The 12,462-nt window shown below is 50.9% G+C and carries 12 protein-coding genes and 1 tRNA gene; 6 read left to right on the top strand and 7 right to left on the bottom strand.

The annotated features are described in order from the left end of the window. The first annotated feature begins 111 nt into the window (after positions 1-111). The 4 genes from ABV298_RS29445 to ABV298_RS29430 all read left to right on the top strand — a co-directional run bounded on the left by ABV298_RS29445 (position 112) and on the right by ABV298_RS29430 (position 3,298). A tRNA-Met gene (locus ABV298_RS29445) sits at positions 112-185 on the top strand. Between the two features lie 117 nt (positions 186-302). After that, positions 303-2,081 (top strand): ABC transporter ATP-binding protein, encoded by a 1,779-nt coding sequence (locus tag ABV298_RS29440; RefSeq protein ID WP_353719700.1) that lies wholly within the window; start codon positions 303-305, stop codon positions 2,079-2,081. A 215-nt stretch (positions 2,082-2,296) separates the two neighbouring features. After that, positions 2,297-2,998: a 2OG-Fe(II) oxygenase gene (locus ABV298_RS29435; RefSeq protein WP_353719699.1), complete on the top strand. Its 702-nt coding sequence runs from the start codon at positions 2,297-2,299 to the stop codon at positions 2,996-2,998. 21 nt (positions 2,999-3,019) lie between these two features. Further along, on the top strand, positions 3,020-3,298 hold the full coding sequence (locus tag ABV298_RS29430) for an Ada metal-binding domain-containing protein (RefSeq protein ID WP_353719698.1): 279 nt from the start codon (positions 3,020-3,022) through the stop codon (positions 3,296-3,298). Here ABV298_RS29430 and ABV298_RS29425 read toward each other — a convergent pair. The 3 genes from ABV298_RS29425 to ABV298_RS29415 all read right to left on the bottom strand — a co-directional run bounded on the left by ABV298_RS29425 (position 3,290) and on the right by ABV298_RS29415 (position 5,944). Further along, positions 3,290-4,198 carry a DNA repair protein gene (locus tag ABV298_RS29425; RefSeq protein WP_353719697.1) on the bottom strand — a complete coding sequence of 303 codons (909 nt, stop codon included), beginning with the start codon at positions 4,196-4,198 and terminating at the stop codon, positions 3,290-3,292. The two genes, ABV298_RS29430 and ABV298_RS29425, sit on opposite strands and share 9 nt — an antisense overlap. A 61-nt stretch (positions 4,199-4,259) precedes the next feature. After that, the gene (holA, locus tag ABV298_RS29420) at positions 4,260-5,279 is read right to left on the bottom strand and encodes a DNA polymerase III subunit delta (protein ID WP_353719696.1); all 1,020 of its coding nucleotides are present in this window, start codon (positions 5,277-5,279) and stop codon (positions 4,260-4,262) included. A 62-nt stretch (positions 5,280-5,341) separates the two neighbouring features. After that, positions 5,342-5,944, bottom strand: coding sequence for an acyl carrier protein phosphodiesterase (locus tag ABV298_RS29415; protein ID WP_353719695.1), 603 nt, complete (start codon positions 5,942-5,944; stop codon positions 5,342-5,344). A gap of 96 nt (positions 5,945-6,040) precedes the next feature. On the opposite strand from ABV298_RS29415, the gene ABV298_RS29410 reads away from it, so the two are divergent. Further along, positions 6,041-6,556, top strand: a complete 516-nt coding sequence (locus tag ABV298_RS29410; RefSeq protein ID WP_353719694.1) for an FKBP-type peptidyl-prolyl cis-trans isomerase — start codon at positions 6,041-6,043, stop codon at positions 6,554-6,556. A 51-nt stretch (positions 6,557-6,607) separates the two neighbouring features. On the opposite strand, the gene ABV298_RS29405 is transcribed toward ABV298_RS29410, so the two are convergent. Next, positions 6,608-7,090 carry a dCMP deaminase family protein gene (locus ABV298_RS29405; RefSeq protein ID WP_353719693.1) on the bottom strand — a complete coding sequence of 161 codons (483 nt, stop codon included), beginning with the start codon at positions 7,088-7,090 and terminating at the stop codon, positions 6,608-6,610. Between the two features lie 72 nt (positions 7,091-7,162). On the opposite strand from ABV298_RS29405, the gene ABV298_RS29400 reads away from it, so the two are divergent. Beyond that, a complete protein-coding gene (locus ABV298_RS29400) occupies positions 7,163-8,248 on the top strand; it encodes a hypothetical protein (RefSeq protein ID WP_353719692.1) in 1,086 nt (361 codons plus the stop codon). Positions 8,249-8,268: 20 nt separating this feature from the next. Here ABV298_RS29400 and ABV298_RS29395 read toward each other — a convergent pair whose 3' ends face one another. Genes ABV298_RS29395 through ABV298_RS29385 form a run of 3 tightly spaced genes read right to left on the bottom strand, consistent with a single transcriptional unit; the run spans position 8,269 to position 12,262 of the window. Continuing rightward, positions 8,269-10,050, bottom strand: coding sequence for a ComEC/Rec2 family competence protein (locus ABV298_RS29395; protein WP_353719691.1), 1,782 nt, complete (start codon positions 10,048-10,050; stop codon positions 8,269-8,271). 6 nt (positions 10,051-10,056) lie between these two features. Beyond that, positions 10,057-11,334 carry a T9SS type A sorting domain-containing protein gene (locus tag ABV298_RS29390; protein WP_353719690.1) on the bottom strand — a complete coding sequence of 426 codons (1,278 nt, stop codon included), beginning with the start codon at positions 11,332-11,334 and terminating at the stop codon, positions 10,057-10,059. Further along, the gene (locus ABV298_RS29385; protein ID WP_015810575.1) at positions 11,315-12,262 is read right to left on the bottom strand and encodes a PhoH family protein; all 948 of its coding nucleotides are present in this window, start codon (positions 12,260-12,262) and stop codon (positions 11,315-11,317) included. Before ABV298_RS29385 ends, ABV298_RS29390 begins: the two co-directional genes overlap by 20 nt. Between the last annotated feature and the right edge of the window lie 200 nt (positions 12,263-12,462).

Genomic DNA, 12,462 nt, shown 5'->3' with positions numbered 1-12,462 from the left:
GCGCGTAAATTTAAATTTGTTGTTTCAAAAACACGTGAAATTTCCGCTAAAAATGGGCAAACCGGTTGCATCGTAACATTCTTTAACATACTTTTGCACCACAATTACGACGGCGGGGTAGCTCAGATGGTTAGAGCGTAGGATTCATAACCCTAAGGTCGGCAGTTCGATCCTGCTCCCCGCTACATTGCCGAAGACATCCCTCCCCGGATGTCTTTTTTATTTCCAGCCATTCGAGAATTAAAATCCGCACGTTTCGGTTTACAGTAATTGGAAACACCACCGAATCACCTCACGACTGTATGAAATTATTATTCCAATACCTGAGCAGGTACAAGGGGCTCATTTTCCTGGCCTTGATCATGGCCGCTATCAACCAGGTTTTTTCGTTGCTCAACCCTTATATCCTCGGTAACTACCTCATCGACCCTTACGCCAACAAAGCGGCCGAATTCCGTAACGAAGGGCTCGATAATGAATTCTTTAAAGGAGTGCTGATGGGCCTCCTGATGATCATCGGCGTCGCGATGGTCTCGCGCATTGCAAAGGCATTCCAGGATTACCTCGTGAATGTGGTGATCCAGAAATTCGGCGCCAACCTCTATACGGATGGCCTGCGGCATGCATTGCGGCTTCCGTTCCAGGATTTCGAGGACCAGCGCTCCGGCGAAACCCTATCGGTTCTCCAAAAAGTCCGGGCGGATTGTGAAAAGTTTATTACCAACTTCGTCAACGTACTCTTTTTCACCTCGGTAGGCATTATTTTCGTTGTCATCGTGGCGTTTCGGCTCAGTCCGATGCTGCCGCTGATCTACCTTGCCGGCTCGGTGATTCTGGCATTTCTGACCAGTATTCTGAGTAGAAAAATCAAAACCATCCAGAAGAATATCGTCAGGGAAACCACTGCGCTGGCCGGCTCCACCACCGAATCGCTGCGCAATATCGAGCTGGTAAAAAGCCTCGGGTTGACCCAACAGGAAATCGGACGGCTGAACACGACCACGTACAAAATCCTGAAACTGGAACTGAAAAAAGTGAAGAGCATCCGTTCGGTAAGTTTCATCCAGGGCACGTTCGTGAATTTTCTACAACAATGCGTAATGTTTGCATTGCTGTTTTTCGTGTTCCGCGACAAAATTACCGTAGGGCAAATGATGATGATGCAGTTCTATTCCTTCTTCATTTTCGGGCCTTTACAGGAATTGGGTAATGTGATCCTCTCCTACCGGGAAGCGGAAGCTTCGCTAAACAACCTGCAGGCATTGCTGGCGCGGCCCGTCGAACACAAACCGGCCAATCCGGAGGTAATCGCCGATATCCGGGAATTGCGGTTCGATCGAGTGAAATTCCAGCACCAGTCGGCAAAGCGACCGGCTTTGGAAGACATTTCATTTAATGTAAAGCGCGGCGAAACGATCGCATTCGTCGGACCGTCGGGCTCCGGCAAAACCACCCTGGTGAAGTTGCTTGTAGGGCTTTACCAGCCCATCGAGGGCACCGTTTTTTATAATGGTGTAAACGGCAAAGAGATCGACTTCGACGAAATCCGGCATAAAATAGGCTTCGTGACGCAGGATACGCAGCTTTTTTCGGGTACGATCAAGGAGAACCTGCTTTTTGTGAACCCCGATGCTACGGATGAAATGATCAACGACGTATTGATGAAAGCCGCTTGCTATAACTTGCTCGCCCGCGCCGAGAATGGCATCGACACGGTAATCGGGGAAGGTGGATTGAAATTATCAGGCGGCGAACGCCAACGGCTTTCGATCGCCCGCGCGCTCCTGCGTAACCCGCACCTGATCATTTTCGACGAGGCAACGTCCGCATTGGACTCCCTCACCGAAGAAGAGATTTCAAACACGATCCGCAACATTACCGACCAGCGCCAGCACATCACCGTCATGATTGCCCACCGCTTATCGACAATCATGTACGCCGACCGCATTTATGTCCTCGAAAAAGGCCAGATCGTCGAAACCGGCAGCCACCACGCGTTGCTCGAAGAAAAAGGCTTGTACTACGCAATGTGGCGCCAGCAAATCGGTGAACGAAAGGACGAGCAGGTTTTGTCTGTGTGATGTTGAATGAGTGAATGAGCCGCCGTGGAACGCGAATGAGTGAATTTTGAATGAGTGAATAGGGTTATATTAAATTATTCAACACATTAATTCAATGATTTAATGATTCACCCATTCCAGCTCCACGGCGAGTCATTCACTCATTAAAGCAAGAAACAGGTTTCCTCCTCCCTCCCGGCGGGATAATTTTGGGTTGAAATAATTCAATATCCGCCATGATCGACATCGAAAACCTCGACTGGACCTCGGTTCGCGAAAACCTCCACCAACGTGGCTATGCGCAACTCCGTCAGCTCCTGAATGCACAGGAATGCGACGACCTGATCGAGCAGTACGAAAATCCGGTGCATTACCGCAAGACGATCGTAATGGAGCGCTACCGTTTTGGCTCGGGAGAGTACAAATACTTCTCTTATCCATTACCTTCAATTATCCGGCAGATCCGCGAAAATGTATATCCCAGGCTAGTCCCGGTTGCGAACCAATGGATGCATGTTCTGAATCAGAAACAAAGCTACCCGGCACGTTTTCAGGACTTCCAGGATCTTTGCCATGCGGCCGGGCAAACGAAACCAACCGTATTGATCCTCAAATATGGCCAGGGTGGCCATAACACACTGCACCAGGACCTCTACGGCGAACTATTCTTTCCGATTCAAATGGTTCTTTTCCTGAACGAGCCCGACCGGGACTACACCGGCGGGGAGTTCGTTATAACCGAGCAAATTCCCCGCGCGCAATCGAAAGCCATTGTTTTAAAACCCCGAAAAGGCGACGCATTGCTTTTTACCACCAATTTCCGACCGGTAAAGGGCACCAAAGGCTATTACCGCGTCAATATGAAACACGGTGTGAGCGAAGTGCATCATGGCCGACGATATACGCTGGGCATTATTTTCCATGATGCGCTGAGCTAACAAAAAACCGCACGATAATCGATGATTAAACATAGCGACCTTGGCCCTGAAAGTTTTGCGACAAGCCGGAAACTAAAACGAATGATCTCCGGTGGCGAAATCCGGATGGCGGGCAATTGCCATCTTAGAACCTACGGCCTGCTATCCTGCGGCTCAGGTAAACGGATGAAACGCAGCAACCGTGTGTTCTTCGCCGACGAGCGCGATGCTCTCGCACACGGGTATCGTCCGTGCGGACATTGTATGCGGGCGGCGTACGGGCAATGGAAAAATCGGGATGCGACGGCCGGATCAAGGTAACCGCTTCACTGCCAGACTTCGCCAAAGATAGAATGTCAGATAAGTTTCCCAGCCGGGAAAAGCATTGAAGAACGCCTCGATCTTGTCTTTTTCGCTCCTTTCGCCAATGATGCCGTGGCCGGTGAGCGCATTCAGCAGCCCCACATCGCCATGCGGGATACCTTCCGGCATGCGAAATGTTTTCATTAGTACATAGTTGGCCGTCCATATACCTACGCCTTTGTAGGCCGTCAGCGCCTTTTGCCGCGACTCAAAATCCGGTAATGCCGCTATCAACTCCGGGCACAGTTTCCCCTCGGCAAATGCCCGTGCGATCCCGACCACATATTCGGCCTTTTTTTGCGAAAACTGCATTGCCCGCAGTTCTTCGATATTCGCACCGGCCAATACCTCGGGTGCAGGAAAAACCGGAAATACCTCGCCGCCCCACCCGATATGGGTCCCGTATCGCTCCACCATCCGGCGTTTCAGTTTGTACGCGAATGTAAGATTGATCTGCTGACCGATAATGGACCAGCAAATCGCTTCGAACATATCGGAAATGCCTACGAGGCGCAAACCTCTGAACGCCTCGGCCATATAGGCGACCCGGGAATCGGCCCGCAAAAGTTCATAAAAGGGCCCGATATCCCGGCGCACGTCGAACCAGTCGGCCACGTAGTCGGCCAGGAAATTGCGGGCGTCGGGCGTGACCGGACCATTCAATATGGTCGTTTTCAGAAATTCGCCGTCGCCGCTCACACCGAACAGGATGTCGCCGAACGGGGTACGAATGGCCTTTAAAACCGATTCGCCGCGGATCGTGTGCATACAATCGTCGTAATCGCGGTCCAGAAACCAATGGCATTCCCGGAAGCTGAAAATCGGCGAAGCGGGAATCAGAAGCGTTTGTTGATCCATTTTTGAAAAATACGGCAAAGTCCCGGGTACTCAAACCCGTTTCTTGCGTAACCGTAACGGTTTAATGCACAATTTTGAAAACCAGTTCGCGTAGCAGCTCGCCTTCCGCTATACTCGTGCCATCGAGCCCTTTCAGGCGTCCGTCGCACTCGCGCAGGTAGTGGATAATATTGACGACTTTCGCCATAGGATAATTACGCGCTGCCAGCAGATAATCTTTCACGAAATAGGGATTGACGCCCAGTTCCGCGGCGAGCCCTTTCTCCGATTTATCCCGGGTGGCATGAGTAAGAAGCAGTTTGGAGAAGAAACCAAAGAGAATGATCAGTATCGGAGCGAGGGGGTTATCTTTGGAATTTGCTGCAAAAAAAGCCGCTATCTGATTCGCTTTCAACACATCCCTGTGCATTAACGCCTTCTGGAATTCAAACACATTGTATTCCTTGCTGATCCCGACGAACTTTTCGACGGCAGCCGCGTCGATACCTTCATCCACACGCAAATTCACCATGATTTTGCGGATCTCGTTCGAAAGCCGTTTCAGGTCGTGACCGATATTGTCGACGAGCATTTGTACCGCTTTGGGGCTGATCTTCACGCCTTCGTGCTGGCAAAAGGAGGCCACCCAATCCGGCAATTTGTTATCGTACATCTTTTTAGACTGCACAACCATCCCGTTCGCATTGCAGGCTTTAAGGTAAGATTTACGTTCATCCGCATTGGCGTGATAGCAAAAAACCAATACCGTACTCGGCACCGGGTTCAACGCATAATCTTCCAGGCGCTGCTGTTGCTCTTTTTGTTCGATGCCATTGAGGCGATGCGCTTCCTTTACCAGCACCAGCTGGCGCTCGGCCATGAACGGAAAACGGCGCGCATAGCTCAGCACACCCGCGACATCCGTATCTTTCCCGTAAAGCACAAACTGGTTGAAGCCCCGCTCCGATTCCGGAACTACTTTATTTTCAAGCTCCTCGGCAATGGAATCTATGTAGTAAGGCTCGTCGCCATGCAGGAAATACAGCGGCCGGAACTTCTTGCTTTTAATTTCTTTGAGAGCGATATCAGGTGTTTGTGCCATTGGTATGCGAATTGGGCCGGAGCAAATCATCCGGACTTCAAATTTACCGTTTCCGGGCCTATTTACGCCGCGTTATCCACGATAAATTGCCCCGCCTGCCGGCGCAGTTCGGGGAAAAAAGAAAGGAATTTGGTATAGTAAAACGCTTCATTCGCACGCAACTCACTGACCGCCCCATAGATAGGCGCCAGAAAACCGGCCCGGCGCGAAAGCCGATGAAACGTGGTGTCGATGCCTTCCAGCGTCGCATAGGTAGTGAGCCAATCCTGGCGGATCATCGAGCGCACCATCGGCACCATTGTTTCGGGGACCAGATGCTCGTTCTTTTCAATGACCGAATACATGCGATGGGCGTACACAAACAGTGGTTCCTTATGATAATGCTCGAAATTTTTGGCAAGGAAGTAGTCGAAATAGATGTCCATTACAATGCCCGCCAGCTTGCCCTGGGTAACGGCCGCCACATCTTTGGCTTCGAGCACTTCCGGGTGGCTGTCCGTGAAAGAATCAATAAAGCGGTGCAATTTAAGTCCCAGGACGTAGTCCGGGTTCCAGTTTGCGGTTTTTTCGTTGCTTAACCGACCTTTGATGAAATCGCCGACATAATTTCCCATCATCACCCCCTCATTCTCGCCAGACAGTAAAATATGCGCTAAAAAATTCATCTAATGACATTTTGACAAAATTGCCGTACGTTTGTTCCCGTGCTCTTCCAGGGAACAATTCTTTTACAACAACCATCATTTTAATCAAACTAGCAAATGAAAGTCGAAAAAAATAGCGTCGTAGCGCTCACATATAGTCTAAGCATTCCGGATTCGGAAGGTGAAACGGACGTGGTGGAAGTGGTAACCGAAAACGACCCGATGTACTTCATCCAGGGCATCAGCGGTTTACCCGAAGGTTTTGAAAGCCAGATCGAAGGCCTTTCCGCGGGCGATACTTTCGAATTTAGCGTAGCGCCCGAGGAAGGTTACGGGGAATACGACGAGGAGGCCGTGGTAGATCTCCCTAAATCCGTATTTCAGAACAGCGAGGTGGATCAGAATGAGTTGTTGCAAGTGGGCAACATTATCCCGATGACCAACGAAGACGGCGAAAGGCTCCATGGCCAGATCGTCGAAATCCACGACGACGTCGTGATCATGAACTTCAACCACCCGCTCGCAGGCAAGGAAATGCATTTCGCAGGCAAAATCCTGAGCGTACGCGCCGCCACGCGCGAAGAACTCGACCACGGACATGTACACGGGGCCGGCGGGGTGCATCATCATTAATGAGCGAATGTGCGAATGATTGAATGGGTGAATAGGTACTAAAACATTCACTCATTCAATCATTCCCTTATATTGCTCCACCTCCACCCCGAATCGCCTCAGGAATTCTACGCCTTCTTCTATGGCGATTCCTTTGTACGCTGCGTAAGAATGCAGGAAAATTACTTTTTTGATCTTCATTGTGTAAATCACCCTTGCGCATGCGATGCAGGGTGCGAGCGTGACGAAAAGTGTTGATCCTTCGATGTTTGAGCCATTCTTCACGGCGAAAAGAATAGCGTTCTGCTCCGCGTGCAGAGCCAGCGAACAGCTGCCTTTCGCATCCCTCGGACACCCTACTCCCGGAAATTCCTCGTCGCAGTTGTGCGTACCCGCCGGAGGGCCATTGTACCCGATGGAAATAATCCGTGTATCCTTCGTGAGCACGGCACCGACCTGGGCTTTTATACAATGCGAGCGCTTGGCAAGATTTTTTGCCAGGTCCATAAAAATGTCATCAAATTCCGGCCGCAAATTCGTTGTAGGTAGTGTCATTCTCTGTCCGTTCCAAAATTCAAGGTACAAACTTAGGGAAATGACGGCTGGATTCAACGCAATTTGAAAAGTATGACTAAGCGCATTGTGCTTATTTTCGTAATAGTTATCGGCTTCGCCCCGCTTTACGCACAGCCGGACAGGTCGGTTGTTACCCTTGCCAAAGATCCCGCCGGCCTTTTTAAGTCCTACAAGTTCTTCATACAAAACGTCGAAGACCAACGCCCTCAGCCCGGAGCGGCATTGGGAAAAGTGATTGCATTCGGGAAAGAGATACCGGCCGTACTGCCAGGCAAGGTTGAAACCGAGTTATTTGACTACTGGTCGTTCATCGCGCCGAAAAAGGAGCAAACCTACTTGCCGCTATATATTACGGTGAAGGAGCTGTCTGTCAATGAGAAACGCGTAGGACCCAACCGGGTTACGGGAGAAGTTCGGCTGAACGTCCGCTTTCGATGGTACCGGAATATGCAACCGGTGGAGCTGACAGGCTATCAAACGGCCGCCAATTACACCCGCCCGGAAACAGCTTTTACGCACGACAAGCTGGTGAAACAGCTGGTGGATCAGGCATTAAGCCACTTTCATAAATGGATGACGACCAATGCCGGAAAAACGCCCGCATTGGCGCGTAATCTGGTCCTGGCTTTCAAGGAAATCAACAATACCGCTTCGGAAGACACGGTTTTCTATTCCCCTAAAAGGCCGCTGGTCTGGGACGATTTCAAGGTGAGGAGCGCAAAGCCCGGCAGCCGGTATGCAGCCGCGGTATTTACCAGTTTCGGCTATGAGGGCCGCTCCTACCCGAAGGACGACGACCTGGTAGTTGAAATCGGCCTGAAAATATTCATGGTCAAAAGCATGTCGTGGGGCAGGCCCGAATCGCGGAATGCCGGCACATTGCGCCACGAGCAGATCCACTTCGATATTACGAGACTGGTAGCCGAAAAATTTAAGGAACGGCTCAGAAAGGCCGAACTGACAATCGAAGACTACGACAGCGAAATCCAGTACCAGTTCCTGGAAGCATTCCGCGAAATGAACCGCGACCAGGAACGATACGACGGAGAAACCGGCCATGGATTGAATGCAGGAACCCAGGCGGCCTGGGATAAAAAGATTGCCCGGCAAATCGAAGCGCTCTATTCCGTACAATAAGCTTGTAATACGGCGCTTCGTTATCTGGCCGTAACCCGGACAATCCGCTCAATTTCCCGATCCGCCACGTAGTTTTTCAAATTAAAGTCAAATGCCTGCGAATCCCCGGCGAAAGCTTTGTCGCTAACCAGGTAAAGTACGCTGCCCGTTTTGAAGCCGATTACCCGATGTTTGGGCACTTGAAATACAATCTGTTCGGCACGTAGGTAAGTATTTAAACTGCTGGTGAAAGAAACTGTCACAAAGAGCGCTGCCACTGCAACGGAAAGCTTCAAAACGTAAGCGGAACGGGAATGCAATGCATACCAAACCAGGAATATGAAGCCATAAAGTATCCACACCTCCAGTGCGGTCAAATGCAAATTTTCTATCAAATGCCCCGGTAGTTTGCGCGGAATCGAGGCCGACCAATCGGTGAGCCAGGCGGAAACCGACACCACCCGGCCCGTTAACCATGACAACCATGCGATGCCCGGGACACTCGCCACAAGCAATAGCAACGCAGCGGGCAACAGGATATTGGTGAACACAACAATCAGCGGATTCACCAGCCAGAAATAGGTCGGAAATTGATGGAAATAAAAAAGGCTCAGAGGAAACGTGGCGATCTGGGCGGCAAAAGCAAGCGCCGTGACCTGCCAGATGAATTTGAAAATACGGTTCGACGGCCGCAATATGCCATAAATGGCTTCATAAAGCAGGAAAATCCCGGACATCGCAAGATATGACAACTGAAAACCCACGTCATACAACCCACACGGGTCCGGTAATAAAATCATCAGTGCCGAAAATGCCAGCGTATTCATTGAATTATGCTTCCTACCCGCTGTTTCGGCCATTACAAGCACCATGCACATCAACGCCGCGCGCTGCACCGAAGGTAGCAATCCGGTTACCAGTGCATAAAAACCAAGCAATACTGCCATCAGGAAAAGGTAAATCCAGTTTCCGGAACGCCAGCGTCTCAGCCATCCGAATGCGGTGCCGGCAGCCAGAAAGATGATTGCCACGTGCATACCCGAAACAGAAAGGATGTGAACGGCGCCCGAAATAACATAATCGCCTACCTGTTGTTCGTGTAGGTCGTCGCGGCGGCCTAGCAGCATGGCTTTTACCAGCCCGTAGGCCGCGGAGTCGCCGATTTGGTCGCGAAAACGACCGTCCGCCCATTGCGAAACGGCCTCCGGCCAATAAAAAGGATTCGTTTCCGAATGTTTGGAAATCAGTCGGTACGAACCATTTCTTACGAACGCGGTGAAAAGTATCCCCTTGTTTCTCAGATATCGCCGGTAATCGAATTGTCCGGGGTTTTTGGGAGGCTCGGGCTGTTGCAGACGTCCGTTGATTACCAGGCGGTCGCCCGGTTTTGGAATAATTGGAAGGCTGCCCGGAAGATAAACCAGCGCGCGGACAGGATGAACTATCCACTGGCTATCACACCGGAGCCGCTCCACACGTACCTCGACGCGCACCGAATTTCCGCGCTTTTCGGGATGCGTTGCCACTTCCGCGACATAAGAACTATATTTCAATGCGTTCAAGTCGGCTAACTGACCGTCCCTCGTCGCTTCAAGACTCATTTTACAACAAGCCCCAAGCACCAACATCCAGGCCGCCCAGCTTACTGCAAATCCTGTCCGGGGTCCCCGAAAATAAAACAGCAGGCATCCGATACCAACCAGCAACAGCGCCCCCCAAAGCAAAGCGGCCGTCACATCGGCGGCCGCACGTAGTACATCGCCCGCGAATATGCCGGCCGCAAAGAACAGCGTTACGCTGACAAATGGAGCGCGTGATAGCATGTGAATTTATCGTACAACAAAACGTTTGGTAACTGTCTGATTCGCAGTCGATACCTTATAAAAGTACAAACCGCTTGGAAAGTTTCGAACGTTGAGATAAGTACGATTGACGGCATCTGCCATCATTTTTTGTCCTTTCTGGTTGTAAACGGACACCGTATAATTTTCCAAACCCGGTGTAAAGACATCGGCTGTCAGCGTCTCGCGAACGGGGTTCGGGTAAATGTCCACGAGCAGGTTATCCGTGGATATTTTCGAATATTCCACCATTTTAGCGCGCCTGGGACTCAATGCAAGCACGGCGTGCATGCGTTCTTTCTGGTCATTCGTGAAAATGCTCATGCAGACGTCCGGCGAGTAATCCATGTAGTTTTCGATCATATTCCGCGTAACCACATTGCCCTGGCATTGCGAATATACGGCGGAACAGGATACGTCGGTAGTCTCGTTTTTGGTGTTCGCAGTCGGCGTATCGTCACAATAGTCGGTGCCGCAGGTAGTGTCGCCCCAGATGTGAATAAGCCCGAGCCAATGCCCGACTTCGTGTGTCGTGGTACGGCCGAGGTTGTAGATACGACTGGTAATAGCGTCGGAGTTTCTTCCGAAATAGCGGAAATCGATGATTACCCCGTCGGTCAGCGCGTCGGTTTCTTCATTTTCGGTCGTTGCGAGGCCTTCCGTACGTGCATTGATCTCCGTTACGACGGGAAACTGGGAAGTGCCCAGGTACCTGTCGTTCAGGCGCGTTACCCATATATTCAGATAACGATTGGTAAACCACGCAGGCGAAATACCGGCCAGTTCGTCGGCATCGGTAATGGGGCTGAACTGCGACGTAGCATTATAGGTACGCACCACCGAAACCAGCCTGAACCGGATACCGGTATCCACAGCCAGCGAATCGGTATAATAACCTTTATACCCCGACTTGTTGCCATAGTCTTCATTCAGGACGTCGATCTGGCTCTGGATTTGCGCGTCGGTGATATTGCCGTTGTTGGGGCCTCCGATCACATTATCCGCACGGTTATGCACCACATGCACGACCACCGGGATCGTGACAACCTCGCCCGCGTTCGTACGCGCGCCGGATCGCCCCCTCAGGTAATCCTGAATAGCCGCCTCCGATCGCATCCGCAGGTTTCTCAGAGAAGGATTTTTTAATAGCCGCACCGAATCGCGCTCCGTGCTGGCGCAACGCGTAACGAGCGAGTCCTGCGCCTGTGCGAGCGCGGAAACCAGCAGAAGGCCTGCCAGCAGCAGTTTATTTCTCCGATTTTTCATAGGCGGCAAGAATATCCTTCACCAAACGGTGCCTTACAACGTCCGATCCGTCGAGTTCCACGAAACTGATACCCTTGATGCCCTTCAAAACCGTCAGGGAGTCGATCAGCCCCGATTTGAGGTTCTTAGGAAGGTCGATTTGCGATTTGTCGCCTGTAATGATCGCCTTCGAGCTCGGGCCCATACGGGTCAGGAACATCTTCATCTGCATGGGCGTGGTGTTCTGGGCCTCGTCCAGAAGAATGAACGCATTGTTCAGCGTACGTCCCCGCATGTACGCGAGCGGGGCGATTTCGATAACCCGGCTTTCCAGGTACAGCTTCAACTTTTCCGGCGCGATCATGTCGTCGAGCGCGTCGTAAATCGGGCGCAGGTACGGATCGATCTTTTCTTTCAGGTCGCCCGGTAAAAACCCCAGGTTCTCGCCTGCCTCCACAGCCGGCCGGGTGATAATGATCTTTCTTACTTCCTTGTTTTTCAACGCCTTGACGGCAATCGCCACGGCTGTATATGTTTTACCCGTACCTGCCGGGCCAATCGCGAAAACCAGGTCGTACTTGGCTGCCTGCTCCACAAGCAGCTTCTGGTTCGGCGTTTTCGCCTTTACTACCAGCCCCTTGTTGCCGTAGAGGATCACGTCGTCGTCATCCTCGCCGGTCGCCACGGGCATTTTGGCGATGCCGTTAAGGTAGCCCTTTACATTGTCGTTCGTTATTTTTCCATACTTCTGGTAATGCGCCAGAAGCGAGTCGATTACATCTGTGATTCGGATTATTTCGGGGGCTGTCCCCTGAATGCGGATCTCGTTTCCGCGTGAAATGATTTTACTCTCGGGGAAAGCGGCGGCGACTTCCTTGATGTTCGAGTTGTGGATCCCGAGAAAATCGACCATGGATACGTCTTCGAGTGTGATGATTTTTTCCAGCAAATGAATCAGTGTTTAATGTTTGTCTTTTGTTTGTAAAATTTAGTAATAATAACCAACATTTGTAAAACATAATCGTCGAAAAAACAATTAATCCGCCAAATGCGGGACTCGGAAATAAGTCTTTTCAGACCAAGTCTTTCATTATCAGACAGCCACAAAAAAGTCATCGGAAAGAAAAAAATTTAATGCTTGAAACTGTC

The organism is Dyadobacter sp. 676, assembly GCF_040448675.1.
GTDB lineage: Bacteria > Bacteroidota > Bacteroidia > Cytophagales > Spirosomataceae > Dyadobacter.
Note: the sequence above shows the minus strand (reverse complement) of the source record. Positions and strands in the feature narration are given on the sequence as shown.